The organism is Parapusillimonas sp. JC17 (genome assembly GCF_052180245.1).
Taxonomy (GTDB): domain Bacteria; phylum Pseudomonadota; class Gammaproteobacteria; order Burkholderiales; family Burkholderiaceae_B; genus Parapusillimonas.
The window spans coordinates 4,522,022-4,538,100 of sequence record NZ_CP197474.1 but is presented as its reverse complement, the minus strand read 5'-3'; the positions used below and the strand labels follow the sequence as shown (position 1 = coordinate 4,538,100).

Genomic DNA, 16,079 nt, shown 5'->3' with positions numbered 1-16,079 from the left:
CAAAATGAACGAACTATCCAAGCAAACGCCGCAGGTGGGATTCTACGCGGACGATTTTACCGGGGCCAGCGCTAACCTGATGGAGTTTCACCGATTGGGGCTGAATGGCGTACTGTTCGTCAATACCCCCACGATCGCGCAGATCGACCGGTATGGTGAAAAGGCCGATGTACTGGGTGTCGCCGGAACTAGTCGCTCGCTGGAGCCTTCCGGCATGATCACGGAGATGCAGCCCGCGCTGGAATTGTTTAAACGCATCGGCTGTCGGGTGATTCAATACAAAATTTGTTCTACTTTCGACTCTTCGCCCAAGCGTGGGAATTTTGGCACAGTGATTGACCTAGCGCGATCGTTGTACGGAAAGGCCAGTATTCCTATTGTTGCGGCACATCCTACATTTGGACGCTATACGGCGTTCGGTACCCACTTTGCGGTTCATGACGGCACTACATACCGGCTTGATCGGCATCCCAGTATGTCTTGCCATCCCGCAACGCCTATGAACGAAGCAGACCTGCGTCGGCACCTTGCTTTACAGACCTCCTTACCGCTCGGCTTATGCGATGTTCTAACGTTGCGCGCAAAAACCGAAAGCGAAATAAGTGCGATGCTTGACCAACAAGGCATGGCCGCCATCGTTTTTGATGCCATGGAGCATGCGGATCTGGTTGCTATGGCGGCCGGCGTCTGGGAAGCTTCGCGCCGCCGTACAGTCTTTACTATAGGATCCCATGGCTTTGCCGCCGGTCTCGCGACCCACCTTTCATCTTCCGGCCCACCTCCGGCCAGGCCGTCGTACGCTCCGCAAAAGCCTGTAGAAAGCCTAGTGGTCCTTTCCGGCAGCTGCTCTCCCCGCACCGCGATGCAGATTACACACGCCCGAGAGAACGGTTGGAAGGCCATACGGCTTCCCATTGACGCTTTGACACACGAAAGCGAAGACAGTATCACCGAAAAGATCGCCACGGAGATAGTGCAGGCGACCAGTAACGGACAAAGCATCGTGATTTACGCAGCAGCGGGGCCGCAAGACACCGCCATCGCCAGTGGCCGCGGCGTTTTTGAAACGATTCAATCAGAGTCCTCGGCCGTCATCGGGCGGATATATGGATCTGTCCTCACTTCAGTCATGAAGAAACACCGTTTGCCGCGCATAATGCTCGCGGGGGGCGATACGTCAAGCCAAACGATAAGAGCCTTGGGCATTGAGGCACTCACTATCGATGCGATCAATCGTGCCAGTACCGAGGCGTTCATGACAATGCACTGCAATAATCCTCTATTCGACGGAGTCCAACTACTCATGAAAGCAGGTCAGAACGGGTCGGATGACTATTTTAGCCGCGCACGCGAAGGCACCCAATGGCAGTGAACCACCCGCTGTCCTGAATTCAGCGGGCCGCTTTTCCAGCGGTCAATAGGGTCGGCCTCTTGGTATTACCTCTCGCGATGGTGGGCTTGATGCTAGCATCCACAACGCCCAGCTTGGCTATTCCCTGAACGCGCAAATGTGAGTCGACCACAGCCATTGGGTCTTCTTTCCGCCCCATCTCGCGGGGCCCGTGGGGCGGAATATCGTCGTGGCAATCTCACCGGCCAATTTGGCAAGTTCTTCTACGGTTTGATCCGATACGCGGAACTCCCGGTTTGTTGTCCAATAGAGGCTGTTTTCTGGGAGTTTTACCGTCATGTTCGCCTGTGCAGCCACCGATGATTTTTTCCGTGCCCGCATCGACCAGATGATTGACCTGCGCCACCCGCTGGCGGTGCTGGCCTCGCGCATGCCGTGGCGGGAGATTGAGGCGGGGGTCGCGCACCGGTTCGTGCGCAAGGCGCACGACGGTGTGGCCATGCCGGACCTGGATCTCTTTGGCGAGAAGCCTCAGCGCAAGGTCTCGGCCAGCAAGGCCGGTCGCCTGCGTGTGCCGCTGCGGATCATGATTTCGCTACTGTGTCTGAAGCACGCCTTCAACGAATCGGATTCGCCAGGCCGGGCGCTTCGCTCATGCGCGCCGGCCTCACGAGTTTGGCGTGAAGGTGGGCAGTGCCAGCACCTTCAAAGGCAACCTGATTGTGGGGGCCCGGGCGTTTTATCGCAATCCGTATGATGGCCACACGCTGAGTTCCCAACTGGAGCAGGCCACCATTCTCATGCAGGACTGTGCCGCAGCGCCTGAAGGCAGATCACCGGATGGACCGCTGTCACTTGAAGGGCGAACGCGGCATGGTCATTGAAATGCCTCACCCGACCGCCGGGCGGGTGAAGAATATAATCAGTCCGTTTCGTTTCGATGGCCGGCAAATAAGCGATCACGCCGCACCTCCGCTGTTGGGGCAGCATACCTCGGAAATTCTGGGCCATGGCATGGGGCTGACGCACGATCAACTACACGATTTGCACGCCCGAGGCGTGTTGAAGATTCTGTCATCGGCCACTTCAGGAGAGCAGATACATGGATGAGCAGGCAGCATTGTCGGCGTTCAAGCAGGCAATGGAAGCGCAGAGGGCCGGGCACCACCCTTGAAATGAAAACCCAGTATGTCGAAGCGGCTCGCCACGGAAAAATCCAGTGCTGCGGCGAATTCGTGCGACGCGGCCGCACAATCTCGTTCTTGAAGGCCACCATGACCGACGAAGACGGCGTAACCATTGCCTTCGCGACGTCCACATGGATGCAGCTGAAGACGGCGTCGGAAGGCAAAGTCTAGTTTTACGCGTTGATCCATCTACGCTCCGACAGTCGGTTCCCGGGGGTTGAGTAAAATTCACCTCCATGCGCTTCACCGACTTCAATCAACGCCTCGCCGCTCTTGGCGCTCTGCCTGTCCATCGTGGCCGGGTCGTACGCGTCTGGCTAAGAGGACAGGCGCTCGACCTCGGCACTCGACGGCGGAGCGCCGAGGACTTTCTGCCCCTCACGCTACGCAACGCCGTGCCCACCTTGACGGCAGAGCTGGACGGCCTCGCCCGCGTCCGCTCCGAACACGCCGGCAATGACGGCTCGCGCCTGCTCGTCGAACTCGCTGACGGGCAGATGGTGGAAAGCGTGCTGTTGCCGCGCGACGGACTCTGCGTCTCCACTCAGATCGGCTGCGCGGTCGGCTGCCGCTTCTGCATGACCGGCAAGAGCGGCCTGATCCGCCAGGTCACGAGCATGGAAATCCTTGCCCAGGTCGTGCTGGCGCGGCGTAGACGCGCGGTGAAGAAGGTCGTCTTCATGGGCATGGGTGAGCCGGCCCACAACCTGGATAACGTGCTCGAGGCCATCGACCTGCTCGGCACCGAGGGCAATATCGGCCACAAGAATCTCGTGTTCTCCACCGTGGGCGACCAGCGCGTGTTCGACGCCCTGCCGCAGCAACGTATCAAGCCCGCATTGGCGCTGTCGCTGCACACGACCAAAGCCGAACTGCGTGAACACTTGCTGCCGCGCGCGCCGAAGATTCCGCCGGAAGATCTCATTGAACTTGGCGAGAGGTATGCCCGCGACACCCATTATCCGATCCAGTACCAATGGACGCTGCTCAAGGGCGTGAACGACGGCGACGATGAACTCGATGCCGTCGTGAGGTTGCTCAAGGGCAAGTACGGCGTGCTCAACGTCATTCCCTTCAATAGTCTCGAAGGGGATGACTACCAGCGCCCCGACACCGAGCGTATCCGGGAGATCGTCCGCTCTTTGCAAAGCCGTGGTGTGCTGACCAAGGTGAGGAATAGCGCGGGGCAGGATGTGGACGGCGGCTGTGGCCAGTTGCGCGCTCGAGCCGTTGGCATAGTGCGGGGTGTCGAACCGCGCCGCAAGCTTGTTGCCAAGTCTTACCAAGTGGAATAGCCTACTACCAGTTTTAGAATACGGCGCGTAACAAGCCATCAAGTTCATCGTTGTACCAATAACTAAAAGGAAACACATGAAACTCGTTCGATCTTTTCGCCTGTTGTCTGTACTCGCCATTGCATCCTTGGCAGCCTTGCCCGCCGCCCAAGCGCAGGACAAGTGGCCGAGCAAACCCATTACCATTGTGTCCCCCTACGCGCCTGGCGGCACCACTGATATTCTGGCACGCCTGCTGGCCACTCACCTGAACAAAGCCTTGGGCGAGACCATCATTGTCGAGAACAAGGCAGGTGCAGGAGGCAATATCGGCACCAGCCAGGTCGCCAAGGCTCAACCGGACGGCTACACCTTCCTGCTGGCCGCCAGCGGCCCTATCGTGATTGCCGGCACACTCTATAGCAAGTTGAACTACAACCCCGCCACCGATTTCACCGCCGTTTCGCCGCTGGCCCGCACCAGCTTCGTGGTCGCGATCAACCCGAAATCCGGGCTCACCTCCATCCAGGACATCATCGCCAAGGGCAAGGCCAATGAACTGTCATTCGGGTCAGCCGGCTCGGGTACGCCTCAACATATCATTGGTGAAATGTTCAACGTGGCCGCAGGCACCCAGATTCAGCACGTTCCGTATAAGGGTTCGGGGCCTCTGCTCAATGACCTGGTCGGCGGACAGGTGCCACTGGCCTTCGAAAATCCTTTGCCGATCTCGCAGCAAGTCAAGGCGGGCAATCTCAAGGTACTGGCCGTGACCGGCGCGCAGCGAATGGCCACCATGCCAGACGTCCCCACCCTGGCCGAACTGGGCATCAAAGGGGTGGACGCCCAACCATGGTATGGTCTTCTGGGCCCCGCCAACCTTCCCGCCGATATCACCCAACGCATGAATACCGAAGTGCAGGCTATCCTGGCGTCGCCCGAAGTGAAGGAGCGGCTTGCCGGCCTGGGTGTAGAACCTATGGTCATGACGCCCCAGGAATATCAAGCCTTCATCACCGCCGACATCGATCGGTGGGGGGCTGCCGTCAAAGCATCCGGCGCCAGGGTGGACTGATACCGTGGCCACCTGCTTCGACTTCGACTCCCTGGCCAGGCTGGCAGCTCAATCCGACGCCGTCACGCAATCTTGTGGCTGCTGCAAATCGCTATCGACCGCGTGGGAGAGCCAGCCCGTGCATTTTCCTGAAGAGCAGTTGAAGCAGGTGGGTACGCTGCGCCAGTCCGTCTACGACGAACCGACATTCGACGAATACCACCCCGACGGCACTCGGTTCTGGTCGCCCGATGCACCAATTTCGCCGCGTCACTATCCCGGCAACCGCAGTGATGTCTGGGTGTGCACCGTATGCGGCCGATACTTTCTTCGTTACCTGGAGGGCGGTGGATATTTTGTGGACCACCGGGTTCGCAGGCTTATCGGTAGCTTGCTGTTCGACGCACCTGTTTAGTGTGGCGAGCAGATCGTGAGCCCATGAACACCGAGTACCTTGAAAGCTTTGTTCTGGTCGTCCAGTACAGCTCGATTGCCGAGGCGGGCCGGCGGTTGAATATGACACCGGGGGCGGTGGCCGCCCGGATACGTATTCTTGAGGCCGAACTGGGCACAAGCCTGATCCAGAGGTCGGGGCAGGCAATCAAGCCAACGGAGGCGGGTTTGCGCATCTACGACCGCGCCCAGGCGCTATTGCAGGATGCCCGGGACCTCCAGGCACTGGCGGGCGGTGGCGCGTCTAGCGGCGAGTTGCGCCTAGGGGTGTTTTATTCGGCGCTCACGACGCATTTGCCCGTTCTGCTCGAAGATTTCTGCACGCGCATCCATCCCGAGCAACCTATCTTGATCGAGTACGGGCCGTCGGCTGAATTATGCGGTCGTGTCCACAATGGCCAACTGGACATCGCCCTGGTCATCGAGCCGCCCTTCGCGTTGCATAAAAACTGTGGATGGCAGGTCGTGCAGAATGAGCCGTTGATTGTGATTGCACCACGCAGCATGGCGGGGCGGGACGCGCACGACCTGATCAAGAACGAGCCCTTTATTCGCTACCACCGAAACGCGTTCAGCGGACAGCTGGTGGATCGCTACCTGAAGGACAGCAATCTTTTTCCTCGGCAGCGGCTGGAAATCGACAGCCTGTTGACGATTGTGTCGTTGGTGGAGCGCGGCATGGGCGTTGCCATTGTGCCCGATTCCTTCTCCATTGATTACCGGGAGCATCAGTTGATAAAGGTGCCGCTGCCACTGCGCACGCCGATACGCCGGATCGGCATGATATGGGACATGCACGGGCCCCGGCTCTCGCTGGCGCAGTTACTGGTCGAGCAAGCCGTGCAAATCTTCGCTGCTCCCCATCAAGAATAAATTTGCGGTGCAAGCGTAATTTTTTTAAGTCCCTGCCGTCGCAAGCCTCTCTAGAATCCTGCCTGAACACCCATGAAAAGGTATGGAGAGCACAGGCGGCTATGTTGCAAGATCTTGATGTGATACGGGTCGTACGACTCGATGTTTGGACGGCTTCGTGCTTTGACGAGATCTTGGCGCGCAATCCCTGCATCAGACTGGACGTGCTGGCGCGTAGCGGCGATCATGCGCGCACGTGGGAATTGCTGGCTTCCGCCGATATCTATCATGTGTCCGCTGCACGCGATGAGGTCCCGCAAGAACTTCAAGTGACAGCCGATCTGATCGCCAGGTGTCCGAACCTGAAGTGTGTTTCTACGTCCGGGGCGGGTTACGACACGGTCGACGTGGAGGCCTGCTCAAGGGCCGGCATCGTTGTGGTCAATCAGGCAGGCGGCAATGCAAGGTCGGTCGCAGAACATGCCATGGCCTTGATCCTGGCACTGGCCAGAAGGTTGCCCGAATCCAGGCACCTGCTTCAACACGGTCAGAATTTTACGCGTGAAGATCTCATGGGTCACGAGATCGCGGGAAGAACGCTGGGCTTGGTCGGGCTAGGGCACATAGGCACATACGTGGCAAGACTGGCCAATGCCTTCGGCATGGAGGTGCTGGCCCATGATCCCTATCTTGACGACGACACCATCGCGGCGCGCCAGGCGTGCGCCGTATCCCTGGACGAGTTGACGGCGCGCAGCGATATCGTCTCTTTGCATTGCCCTCGAACGTCGGAAACCCTGAACCTGTTTGACGCGCACCGCTTTCAGCAGATGAAACAGGGTGCCTGGTTTGTCAGCACCGCGCGGGGCGGTATACACAACGAGGGCGATCTATACGACGCGCTTCTCGCGGGCCATCTAGGTGGCGCCGGCCTGGACGTTTGGGCCGTTGAGCCCCCCCCTCCGGATCACCCGCTGCTGACCTTGCATAACGTCGTTCCAAGCTATCACACGGCAGGCGTCACGCACGAAGGCCGCAGCAACATTGCCGCCATTGCGGCAGAGCAAATTCTGCAAATCTGTCGGGGGGATGCCCCGCCGCGGATGATCAATCCGGACATCTACCTTGCTTCCCGGCTTGCACCTCGTGGATGAATAAGCAGTTTCTCAAAAATACAAAGGAGACCAACATGAAATCAACTGGAAAATTCCCTCGCATCGGCGGTGGCCGACGCCTCGCAATGGCCGCCGTCGCGCTCGCAGTGTGCGGTGCCGCCATGTCGCCCGCACACGCGGCATACCCCGATCATCCGATCAACATGATTGTGGCTTATGGGCCGGGCGGCGGCACCGATCTGATTGCTCGGGCACTGGCTCCGTACATTGGTAAGTACCTTGGGAACGACGCCCGTATCGTAGTGTTGAACCGCCCTGGCGCCGGTGGCGAGATTGGCTTTTCGGAACTGACCCGTGCCAAGCCCGACGGCTACACAATCGGCTTCATCAACACGCCGAACTTGCTGACGATCCCCATCGAACGTAAGGCCCAATACCACTGGACCGACCTCGACCTGATCGGCAACCTGATCGACGACCCCGACAGCTTTGCGGTCAACAGCGAGAAAAGCGACATCAAGACGCTTGCCGACCTGGCGAAATATGCAAAGAGCCATCCTGGGGACGTATCGGTCGGCACGACAGGCAAGGGTTCCGACGACCACTTGGCCATGCTGGCCTTCGAGCGGGCAGCGGGCGTGGATATGCTGCATATCCCATACAAGGGCGCGGGCCCGGTACGCACGGCCATTGCAGGGGGTGAAATTAAGTTGGCAGCCATGAACATCGGCGAAGTAAAAGCCTACATGGCCGGCGGCACGCCTATGGTGCCTCTTGGTGTGATGAGCGAAAAGCGCTCGGATGTGGCTCCCGACGTGCCTACCTTCAAAGAGCAGGGGTATGACATCATCATGTCGTCGCTACGTGGCATTGGCGCCCCCAAGGGCCTGCCCGAAGACGTCCGCAAGAAACTGGTTGAAGCCGTGCAGAAGGCCGCCAATGATCCGGAGTTCGTGAAGAAAGCAAAAGAAATGTTCGCGCCGCTGCGTTATCTGGGGCCCGACCAGTATGCGCAAGAGCTCAAACAGAACGAGGCGATGTTCCAGCAGGTCTGGAAAGCGACGCCTTGGTCCGAATAAAGTTTTAACATTGCATAGCCGGTATGGGACGCAGGGCAAGGCTGCGTCCCCTCAAGTTGTTACGCTGAGTCGTTAAAGATGCTGTTTTCCAAAAGAGAATTGAATTCCCTCCTGTGCCTGGATGACTTCGAGCGAGCCGCTCGTGGCTACCTGCCTCGCTCATTGTTTGCCTACGTATCGGGGGGCGTCGAAACCAATGCCTCGCTGGCGCAAAATCGAGCGGTGTTCCAGGAGTTCGGATTCGTTCCGAGGGTGATGCGCGATGTGTCGTCCGTGAATACCGAGATCGATCTGTGGGGTGACACCTACAAGATGCCATTTGGCATCGCCCCCATGGGGCTGAGCGCCCTGACCGCTTATGACGGAGACTGCGCGCTCGCACGGGCTGCGTGCAATGCGGGCATCCCGATGATCATGAGCGGGTCGTCGCTGACGCGCATGGAGGAGGTGTCGGGAATCGGTCCAAACGTGTGGTTTCAAGCATATTTGCCAGGTACCTTGGAACAGATCGAGGCCCTGATGGAGCGCGTGCAGCGCGCGGGGTTCCAGAAGCTGGTGATCACCGTCGATACGCCGGTGGCCGCCAACCGGGAGAACAATATCCGCGCGGGTTTTTCAACCCCGCTACGACCCTCCGTGGGCTTGGCGCTGGACGGCATCTTGCATCCCCGGTGGACACTGGGTACGTTTCTTCGCACGCTGCTGGCCAAGGGCATGCCTCATTTCGAGAATAACTACGCTACCCGTGGTGCGCCTATCCTGTCGCGCCACGTACTGCGGGACCTCTCTGATCGTTCGCATCTCAACTGGGATTACTTCAAGCGGATTCGCGAGCTATGGCATGGCAGGCTGATTGTTAAAGGTGTCTTGTCGGCTTCTGACGCGCGCTACTCGGTTGACGCGGGCGCGGATGCCATCATTGTGTCGAATCACGGCGGCCGCCAGCTTGATGGATCCCTCGCGCCGCTCAGGGTGCTCCCGTCCATTGTAGAGGCGTGCCCCAACGTACCTGTCATGATGGACAGCGGTGTCAGACGCGGCACCGATGTCGTCAAGGCCTTGGCGCTGGGTGCACATTGTGTCTTTGTGGGCCGCCCCTTTGCCTACGCTGCCGCCGTGGGCGGCGAGGCAGGTGTGGCGCGCGCCATAGACCTGTTGGCGGTTGAGCTGCGTCGAAATCTGGCTATGCTGGGTATCACGCATATAGAAGGGCTCGACGCCGCGTGTGTGCAGGCCATAACGCCCGGCATTGGTTGGGTGTCACGCTAAGATTTGCAGTCTGAACCTATCGAAGGAACCAACATGAAACGTAGTATCCCTTTTAAAAAGCTATTGGCAATGGCGTACGCCGTTCCGCTTTGCCTGGCCTCGCAGCAGTCATTTGCGCAAGATGAAAGCAGCTACCCCAAGTCGCCGGTCAACATGGTTGTTGGCTGGGCGGCTGGGGGGCCGGCCGATACCGTGGCGCGCCTGGTCGCTGCTGAAATGAGCAAGCATCTTGGGCAATCGGTCGTCGTGGAAAACAAGGGCGGGGCCGGGGGCAATATTGGCTCTGTGGCCGCGGCACGCGCCAAACCCGATGGCTATACGATCATGCTGGCGACTGTTGCTTCGCATGGCTTGAACTCGGCGTTGTACGACAATATCGGGTACGACCCGATCAATGACTTCGCGCCTATTGGCCTGATCAATACCTCTCCATCGACGATGCTGGTACAGATCGATTCCCCGTTCAAGTCAGTGCAAGACTATATTGACAGCGCGCGCAAGGATCCAGGCAAGCATACCTACGCCTCGGGTGGGGTCGGCTCATCTCAGCATCTGGCGGGCGCCAGCTTCAAAATGCGCACCAATATCGATGTCCTGCACGTCCCGTTCAAGGGCACTGCGCCGGCGCTGACGGACGTTATGGCCGGCCGGGTCGACATGGTCATTACAACGGGCGCGCTTGCTCCGCTCAAGTCCGGAAAGCTAAGGGCCCTAGCGGTGTCTTCTCAGCAACGCATTTCTGCGCTTCCCGACGTGCCGACCTTTGATGAAGCGGGGGTCAAGGACTTTTATATGGAATCCTGGTATGGCCTGGTGGCGCCAGCGGGCACGCCTCGTCGCATCCTGGAAAAGCTCAACCAGGCGCTGACCAAGTCGCTCCAGAGCCCTGAGCTTCAAAAGGCGTTTGTAGATGGCGGCTCGGAGCCGGCGCAACCCATGTCGCTTGATGCATATTGGGACATGGTCAAGAATGGCATGGCCGAAGCACAAGAACTCGTGCGCATCTCGGGGGCCAAGCAAGAAAAATAAAACGTAAGGCGGCAAGTACGCCTAGTCCATGCTGCGGGCCGAGCCGCCGCTGGAATACTTGCCGCCGTTCTTGAAGTTGGCGACGTCCATTTCCGCGCTGCACCGGGAGTTTCCATAGAAGACGACTTTGCTGTCAAGCGCCATCAGAACGGCTGCATCCGTAGCGGAATAAACGCTAGGGAATTCGTAGCAGGTATAGCCCTGCGCATTTCCGGATTTTTCCCGTGGAGGCTCGCCGATTTTCTGCAGCACCGGCTGGATATCATCGCCGACGTCTATCTCATTGAGCGTTGCCTGTATCTGCTTTTGTCTTTCGTCGGCGCCTGCCGCTGTCGGACTCAGGGCGCCGAAGGCGGATTTTGCCGCGCTTAAGCCACCTTCGGCCATCTGCCCCGCCACCATCGGCGCGCATCCGCCCAAAAGGCTCATGGCCGCGAATCCGATCGCGGCGAGGGGACCGGCCAGTGTTCTCTTTGTACCCATTGCGATTTCCTCCCGCTTGTGACTGCGGAACCAGGGGCGTTGCAGCAAATGCCGTGCCGCAGGGGCGTGCCGCCGGGGTCAGACCCCGTACGGGGTCTGACCCCAACTCCATGGGTCTGACCCCACTAGGCGGATTTCACCGAGCCTGGCTGTGCAGCAAGAAGACCAGCCTTGGCGGCTGCGCTGCTTCGGGCTTGCTGCAGCAGGGTCAGCAGTTGCGCTTGCATGGGGGGCGGGAAATCCTGCAGCAGTTCTGTCGCTACTTGTTCTTGAAGACCCCGTAGTTTTTCGAATAGCTGCAGGCCTTGTGCGCTCAATTGCAGGCATCGTACGCGCTTGTCGCTTTCGCTGGCGCTGCGCGTCAGCCAGCCTCGATCTTGCAGTTGTGCCAGGATGCGCGCCATCTGGGCCTTGTCGGCGTGACTGTGTTCCACCAGCTCCCGTTGCGTAATGCCGGGCTGCCGGCCCGTGCGCATCAGGACGCGCATTTCATTGAAGGTCAGCTCTTGATGGGCGGCCTCCATGGATTTTCGTATGTGCAGACGGAAGAGATGCTGCAGCTCATGCAGGGTGTTGAATACATCGACGGAGAGAGGCGGTTTCATATATGGGTTCAAGGATCATTGTTGACAAAGTCAACTTATCGGGATGATAATAGTGGACTTTAGCAACCAATGGAGCGATATGTCCACTCCCGAGACAACTCCCATCCAGCGCGTGCGCCATCCTTTCCGCGCGCGCCATGTGCAACTGCTTGCACGCGAATCCATAAGCCCGGGTTTTATCCGTTTGACCCTGGGAGGTGCCGAGCTGCACGATTTCACAAGCGCCGGTTTTGATGACCACGTCAAGCTCATCCTGCCGCAGGCGGGACTGGAAAGGCCTCGATTGCCCACCATGGTCAACGGCCGCCCGCATATCGACGGAGAGCGCCCCACCATGCGCGACTATACGCCGCTCAAGTTCGATGCGGCTGGCAATACGCTGCTCATGGATTTCGCCATCCATGGTTCCGGGCCGGCAGCTCGGTGGGCGCGGAGCGCTCCAATCGGTGAATGGCTGGGCCTCGCCGGTCCGCGTGGCAGCCTGCTGATTCCCGCCGGTCTGCAATGGCATTGGCTGTTTGGCGATGAGACGGCGATGCCCGCAATAGAGAGGCGCCTGGCGGAACTGCCCGCGGGCGCTCGCGCCGTGGTGCGAGTGCAGCTTGCCGACCGGTCGGATCAGCGAGCCTGGGGCAGTGCGGCGGATCTGGATCTGGACTGGGTGGATTCACTGCCTGAAGCGATTCAGTCGCTGGAAATCCCGCAAGGTGATGGCTTCATCTGGGCTGCCGGCGAGAACCGTGCGATGGCCCTGCTGCGCAAGCAGTTGCTGTCCAAGCCTGGCGCCAATCCTCTGCGCATGCGGATAGCCTCGTATTGGAAGCAAGGTGAAGTGGGGCATCACGAGGAGCTCACCACAGATGACTGACAAGACCCGCAAAAAGCTGCATCGACGCTATGGCCCCTTTGTCTTTGCGTTCTATATGTCCACGATCATGGCATTTTTGATGTGCTGCACCATCGTGGCGACACAAGGCGGTTTCAGCTCCGGATATTGGCTGCGTGTGATATCGGGCTATGCGGTGGCCATGCCTGTGGCATTTTTCTGCGTGATTCTGGTGCGGCCGCTGGTGATGCGTCTGGTTGCTGCCACGGTGCAAAACTGAAAACAGTCGCCCGGAACGTGCCGGCACTACCGGCAGCATTGCTTCATGTAAACTCGTCTTCCGAGCCAGTTCAATCGCCATGAGGTGCGCAATGCCTTCAACCCCTGCCAGCTTGAATGTATCCTACATATCGCCGGACTGGCGCGGCGTCGCGCTTTCCAACTTTACTCTTTCCCCTTTTGTCCTGGACGACACGCTGCTGGCTTCGGTAGAGGGGTTCATCCAGGGCATCAAGTTTCCTGAGGGTGATCCGCGCAGGGTGCAGGCATTTCAGTCCAGTGCCTGGGATGCGAAAAAGGTCGGAGACCAAGCGGATCGCAGCGCCGTGCGTTGGGCCGGCCAAGCCGTTCCATTCGGTTCCGCAGAACACCATCAACTTGTCGGACGTGCCGTGCGCACACGCATCATGCAATCCGACGGCTTGCGCAGCGTGCTGGTTTCCACCCAGGGTATGACCCTGACTCATGATACGGGGCATGGGCCGGAACCCGCGGTGACCTCGCTGCCCGCGTCGGTATTCTGCAGACTACTGACCGAGCTTCGCGATGAATTGCTGGCGGACGGCGATGCGACCTAGCCGGACGATAGACTTCATTTATTCTTCGACTTGTGGATATTGACTCTTTTTTTCCTGTATGGACGCACGTGTGGCTTAGTCCCGGGCTGCTAGTGGCGCACGTGCTGTTGATCATTGCCGGCGCCTGGCTGTTGCAGCGCATGCTGCGCAAGCTCATCCTGAAGGCGGGCGCGGTCTATGATCTGCCCCGGCATCTTACGAGCTCGTCAGTGGGGCTGACACGGTGGATCATCACCATCGCTGCCGTCATGCTGATCATGGGTAGGGTGGGCGTGTCCGGTACTGTACTTTGGACCGCCTTCACCAGCTTTGCAGCCGTCGCTGCGGTGGCTTTCTTCGCCGCATGGAGCGTACTGTCCAATATTTTTTGCGCGTTGCTGATATTCACGGCGCGTCCGCTTCGAGTGGGCGACTACGTCGAGATCCTGGATACGGCCGAAAAGCCTGGCGCAAAAGGCGAGGTGATCGCAATCAGCCTGCTTTATGTCACGCTCCAGGACAGTCAGCCCGGACAGGCCGGCGCACTGCTTCAAATTCCGAATGCTCTCATCTTCCAGCGCGTCGTTCGGCGTTGGACGGGCGGTCCGCCGCCGAACGACGGGGCAATTCAAGGATGAGCTGGCAAGCCTTCGCGCATACTCGCCTTGCCTACTTGACGTCCGGCCTGGGATCGGGCACAAAGCCATCGCGATTCGGCATCTTTAGCTGCGTCAATGACTGTGCGTCGATGGTTGCGTCTTCCTGGGCCAACCCATTCAGGAAGAGGACATAGCCAGTCAGTGCGTAGGCCTCTTCATCGCTCAGGCTTTGAGGTGCCGTCAAGGGCATGGTGCGGCGGATGTAGTCGAACAATGTAGGGGCATACGGCCAATAACTGCCTACTGTCTTTATGGGCTTGGCACTGGATAGCGAGCCGGCACCGCCGGCCAAACGGTCTCCGATGCCGCCTTCGCCCTTGGCGCCGTGGCACGACAGGCATTGAGCGTCATACAGCTTGCGCCCCGCTACGACGGTGCCGCTGCCCGGTGGCAGGCCTTCACCGTCTGCAAATACGTTGATGTCCCAGGATTTGATTTGCGCATCCGTGGCGGGTGTGCCGAGTCCGTATTTTTCGGTCGCCGTTGCGGGCGTGGCAAAGAGAGCAGCCACAGCGAGAACGGCAGCAGTACAGGCCAAGGGGCGACGGGAAGTTGCCGCGGTGTGGTTCTTACAGGCGTGCATTGGTCACCTCTCCTGTTTCGGCAATGCGCCAGGCCGTCATGGCATTGTTGTGATAGGTTCCATTGACACCGCGAACCGCTGTAAGTGCTTCCAGCGTGGGCTGCACGTAACCGGTCTCGTCAGTGGCGCGGCTCAGGATGACCGCCGGCTTGCCATCCCAGTTCCAGGGCAGCCTGAAGCGTGTCAAGGCCTTGCTTAGCACGGGTTCCTGCAAGCTGGCTTGTTGCCAGGTTTTTCCGTCGTCCACCGATACGTCGACGCGCGTGATCTTGCCCTTGCCGCTCCAGGCGATGCCGGTAATTTCGCAAAACCCCGTGCCGGGCATCTTTTGGCCGCCGGACGGAGCGGTAATGATGGACTTGGCCTCCATGATGTAGGTGAACTCGCGCGCCTTGCCGTCGGCTTGCAGGTCGGTGTATTTGGAGGTTTCTTCGCGCGAATGCACGGGCTTGTCGGCAACTTGCAGGCGGCGCACCCATTTGATGCTCATGTTGCCTTCATAGCCCGGTAGCAGGACGCGTAACGGATAACCCTGCTCAGGCCGCAAGCGCTCGCCGTTCTGACTGTAGACCAGCATGGCGTCATCCAGGCATTTTTCCAGAGGAATGCTGCGGGTCATGCCGGCGCCGTCGGCTCCCTCGGCAATGACCCATTTTGCATCGGGCTGCAGGCCGGCTTCTTCCAGGATGGTCTTGAGCGGGACGCCCGTCCATTCGGCGCAACTGACCAAGCCATTGGCTTCGGCGGCCGTTTTTCCATAGACCGTATAGCCAGGGTTGCCTGAGCATTCAAGAAAGTAGATGCGCGACTGTGAAGGGAAACGGCGAATTTGCTCCATGGTAAAGAGCAGCGGGGTATCCACCAGGCCGTGCACCATCAGCTTGTGCTGGGCGGGGTCGATGGTGGGTATGCCATTGTGATGGCGTTCGTAGAAGAGGCCGTTGGGCGTGATGATGCCGTCCAGCTCCTGCAAGGGCGAGCGGGTGGACGATGAAAAATATTGCTTGTCGGTAGGGCGCAGATGCCGTACGACTTTCTTTTCGAACTCCGACGGGTGACCGTAGAGTGCGCTGCCGGTCAACGCCCCCGGCTTTTTCATGGACTCGGGTACGGGGAGCGGTGCCGTGCCCGGGTCGGCTGCTGCCGCCGTGCGCACTGCAAGCCCTGTGGCCGCAAGGCCAGTGATGGTTTGCGCACTCTTCCTCAGGAAACCACGCCTTGCCTGGCGCGTGTCGGCCCTGGCCAGGCCGGCATCCTGCCGCGTTTCGGCGGCGGGCGTGGAGTGAGTGTCCGATACAAAGGAAACGTCTGGCATTGATTGCTTATCCGGCATTTGATAACTCCTTGCTGCGTCGTTCTTCCCATCGCAACCTTATGCCAGCAGGTTATATGTGTCAATCAGCCATTGGTTTCCGATGACGCTT

18 protein-coding genes and 2 pseudogenes are annotated in these 16,079 nt (G+C 59.3%); 15 read left to right on the top strand and 5 right to left on the bottom strand.

What is annotated here, in order from left to right; genetic code table 11:
* The first annotated feature begins 4 nt into the window (after window positions 1-4).
* Window positions 5-1,372: a four-carbon acid sugar kinase family protein gene (locus tag ACSBPU_RS21725; protein ID WP_180068736.1), complete on the top strand. Its 1,368-nt coding sequence runs from the start codon at window positions 5-7 to the stop codon at window positions 1,370-1,372.
* A 19-nt stretch (window positions 1,373-1,391) separates the two neighbouring features.
* Here ACSBPU_RS21725 and ACSBPU_RS21720 read toward each other — a convergent pair.
* Window positions 1,392-1,624: pseudogene (locus tag ACSBPU_RS21720) on the bottom strand (GMC oxidoreductase); the annotation flags it as partial.
* Between the two features lie 383 nt (window positions 1,625-2,007).
* On the opposite strand from ACSBPU_RS21720, the pseudogene ACSBPU_RS21715 reads away from it, so the two are divergent.
* From ACSBPU_RS21715 to ACSBPU_RS21670, 10 genes and pseudogenes are all read left to right on the top strand, one after another.
* Window positions 2,008-2,151: pseudogene (locus ACSBPU_RS21715) on the top strand (IS5/IS1182 family transposase); the annotation flags it as partial.
* A gap of 306 nt (window positions 2,152-2,457) precedes the next feature.
* A complete protein-coding gene (locus ACSBPU_RS21710) occupies window positions 2,458-2,709 on the top strand; it encodes a PaaI family thioesterase (protein ID WP_442594142.1) in 252 nt (83 codons plus the stop codon).
* A 65-nt stretch (window positions 2,710-2,774) separates the two neighbouring features.
* Window positions 2,775-3,833, top strand: coding sequence for an RNA methyltransferase (locus tag ACSBPU_RS21705; RefSeq protein ID WP_442594140.1), 1,059 nt, complete (start codon window positions 2,775-2,777; stop codon window positions 3,831-3,833).
* Between the two features lie 76 nt (window positions 3,834-3,909).
* Window positions 3,910-4,887: a Bug family tripartite tricarboxylate transporter substrate binding protein gene (locus ACSBPU_RS21700; protein ID WP_442594138.1), complete on the top strand. Its 978-nt coding sequence runs from the start codon at window positions 3,910-3,912 to the stop codon at window positions 4,885-4,887.
* Between the two features lie 4 nt (window positions 4,888-4,891).
* A complete protein-coding gene (locus ACSBPU_RS21695; protein WP_442594136.1) occupies window positions 4,892-5,281 on the top strand; it encodes a hypothetical protein in 390 nt (129 codons plus the stop codon).
* 23 nt (window positions 5,282-5,304) lie between these two features.
* On the top strand, window positions 5,305-6,192 hold the full coding sequence (locus ACSBPU_RS21690) for a LysR family transcriptional regulator (protein ID WP_442594134.1): 888 nt from the start codon (window positions 5,305-5,307) through the stop codon (window positions 6,190-6,192).
* Between the two features lie 101 nt (window positions 6,193-6,293).
* On the top strand, window positions 6,294-7,325 hold the full coding sequence (locus ACSBPU_RS21685; protein ID WP_442594132.1) for a hydroxyacid dehydrogenase: 1,032 nt from the start codon (window positions 6,294-6,296) through the stop codon (window positions 7,323-7,325).
* A 35-nt stretch (window positions 7,326-7,360) separates the two neighbouring features.
* Window positions 7,361-8,365, top strand: coding sequence for a tripartite tricarboxylate transporter substrate binding protein (locus ACSBPU_RS21680; RefSeq protein WP_442594130.1), 1,005 nt, complete (start codon window positions 7,361-7,363; stop codon window positions 8,363-8,365).
* Between the two features lie 78 nt (window positions 8,366-8,443).
* Complete coding sequence (locus ACSBPU_RS21675) at window positions 8,444-9,634, top strand: alpha-hydroxy acid oxidase (RefSeq protein ID WP_442594128.1); 1,191 nt, start codon at window positions 8,444-8,446, stop codon at window positions 9,632-9,634.
* A gap of 33 nt (window positions 9,635-9,667) precedes the next feature.
* On the top strand, window positions 9,668-10,663 hold the full coding sequence (locus tag ACSBPU_RS21670; protein WP_442594126.1) for a Bug family tripartite tricarboxylate transporter substrate binding protein: 996 nt from the start codon (window positions 9,668-9,670) through the stop codon (window positions 10,661-10,663).
* Window positions 10,664-10,684: 21 nt separating this feature from the next.
* Here ACSBPU_RS21670 and ACSBPU_RS21665 read toward each other — a convergent pair whose 3' ends face one another.
* Window positions 10,685-11,146 (bottom strand): hypothetical protein, encoded by a 462-nt coding sequence (locus tag ACSBPU_RS21665; protein WP_442594124.1) that lies wholly within the window; start codon window positions 11,144-11,146, stop codon window positions 10,685-10,687.
* Window positions 11,147-11,271: 125 nt separating this feature from the next.
* Window positions 11,272-11,751 (bottom strand): MarR family winged helix-turn-helix transcriptional regulator, encoded by a 480-nt coding sequence (locus tag ACSBPU_RS21660; RefSeq protein ID WP_442594122.1) that lies wholly within the window; start codon window positions 11,749-11,751, stop codon window positions 11,272-11,274.
* A 79-nt stretch (window positions 11,752-11,830) separates the two neighbouring features.
* Between ACSBPU_RS21660 and ACSBPU_RS21655 the strand changes: the two genes are divergently transcribed.
* From ACSBPU_RS21655 to ACSBPU_RS21640, 4 genes are all read left to right on the top strand, one after another.
* A complete protein-coding gene (locus ACSBPU_RS21655) occupies window positions 11,831-12,619 on the top strand; it encodes a siderophore-interacting protein (RefSeq protein ID WP_442594120.1) in 789 nt (262 codons plus the stop codon).
* Window positions 12,612-12,857, top strand: a complete 246-nt coding sequence (locus ACSBPU_RS21650) for a DUF2798 domain-containing protein (RefSeq protein ID WP_442594118.1) — start codon at window positions 12,612-12,614, stop codon at window positions 12,855-12,857. The genes ACSBPU_RS21655 and ACSBPU_RS21650 overlap by 8 nt, the downstream gene beginning before the upstream one ends.
* Window positions 12,858-12,948: 91 nt before the next feature.
* Entirely contained in the window at window positions 12,949-13,434 is a 486-nt protein-coding gene (locus ACSBPU_RS21645; RefSeq protein ID WP_442594116.1) for a hypothetical protein, read from the top strand.
* Between the two features lie 68 nt (window positions 13,435-13,502).
* Complete coding sequence (locus tag ACSBPU_RS21640) at window positions 13,503-14,051, top strand: mechanosensitive ion channel domain-containing protein (protein ID WP_442594114.1); 549 nt, start codon at window positions 13,503-13,505, stop codon at window positions 14,049-14,051.
* Between the two features lie 31 nt (window positions 14,052-14,082).
* On the opposite strand, the gene ACSBPU_RS21635 is transcribed toward ACSBPU_RS21640, so the two are convergent.
* Window positions 14,083-14,655: a c-type cytochrome gene (locus ACSBPU_RS21635; RefSeq protein ID WP_442594112.1), complete on the bottom strand. Its 573-nt coding sequence runs from the start codon at window positions 14,653-14,655 to the stop codon at window positions 14,083-14,085.
* A complete protein-coding gene (soxC, locus tag ACSBPU_RS21630) occupies window positions 14,642-15,970 on the bottom strand; it encodes a sulfite dehydrogenase (protein WP_442594110.1) in 1,329 nt (442 codons plus the stop codon). The genes ACSBPU_RS21635 and soxC overlap by 14 nt, the downstream gene beginning before the upstream one ends.
* Between the last annotated feature and the right edge of the window lie 109 nt (window positions 15,971-16,079).

What these genes read in the sequence shown, in the direction of transcription:
- ACSBPU_RS21725 (WP_180068736.1), top strand. Translation starts at nt 5, where the DNA reads ATGAACGAACTATCCAAGCAAACGCCGCAGGTGGGATTCTACGCGGAC.
- ACSBPU_RS21710 (WP_442594142.1), top strand. Translation starts at nt 2,458, where the DNA reads ATGAGCAGGCAGCATTGTCGGCGTTCAAGCAGGCAATGGAAGCGCAGA.
- ACSBPU_RS21705 (WP_442594140.1), top strand. Translation starts at nt 2,775, where the DNA reads ATGCGCTTCACCGACTTCAATCAACGCCTCGCCGCTCTTGGCGCTCTG.
- ACSBPU_RS21700 (WP_442594138.1), top strand. Translation starts at nt 3,910, where the DNA reads ATGAAACTCGTTCGATCTTTTCGCCTGTTGTCTGTACTCGCCATTGCA.
- ACSBPU_RS21690 (WP_442594134.1), top strand. Translation starts at nt 5,305, where the DNA reads ATGAACACCGAGTACCTTGAAAGCTTTGTTCTGGTCGTCCAGTACAGC.
- ACSBPU_RS21685 (WP_442594132.1), top strand. Translation starts at nt 6,294, where the DNA reads ATGTTGCAAGATCTTGATGTGATACGGGTCGTACGACTCGATGTTTGG.
- ACSBPU_RS21680 (WP_442594130.1), top strand. Translation starts at nt 7,361, where the DNA reads ATGAAATCAACTGGAAAATTCCCTCGCATCGGCGGTGGCCGACGCCTC.
- ACSBPU_RS21675 (WP_442594128.1), top strand. Translation starts at nt 8,444, where the DNA reads ATGCTGTTTTCCAAAAGAGAATTGAATTCCCTCCTGTGCCTGGATGAC.
- ACSBPU_RS21670 (WP_442594126.1), top strand. Translation starts at nt 9,668, where the DNA reads ATGAAACGTAGTATCCCTTTTAAAAAGCTATTGGCAATGGCGTACGCC.
- ACSBPU_RS21665 (WP_442594124.1), bottom strand. Translation starts at nt 11,146, where the DNA reads ATGGGTACAAAGAGAACACTGGCCGGTCCCCTCGCCGCGATCGGATTC.
- ACSBPU_RS21660 (WP_442594122.1), bottom strand. Translation starts at nt 11,751, where the DNA reads ATGAAACCGCCTCTCTCCGTCGATGTATTCAACACCCTGCATGAGCTG.
- ACSBPU_RS21655 (WP_442594120.1), top strand. Translation starts at nt 11,831, where the DNA reads ATGTCCACTCCCGAGACAACTCCCATCCAGCGCGTGCGCCATCCTTTC.
- ACSBPU_RS21650 (WP_442594118.1), top strand. Translation starts at nt 12,612, where the DNA reads ATGACTGACAAGACCCGCAAAAAGCTGCATCGACGCTATGGCCCCTTT.
- ACSBPU_RS21645 (WP_442594116.1), top strand. Translation starts at nt 12,949, where the DNA reads ATGCCTTCAACCCCTGCCAGCTTGAATGTATCCTACATATCGCCGGAC.
- ACSBPU_RS21635 (WP_442594112.1), bottom strand. Translation starts at nt 14,655, where the DNA reads ATGCACGCCTGTAAGAACCACACCGCGGCAACTTCCCGTCGCCCCTTG.
- soxC (WP_442594110.1), bottom strand. Translation starts at nt 15,970, where the DNA reads ATGCCAGACGTTTCCTTTGTATCGGACACTCACTCCACGCCCGCCGCC.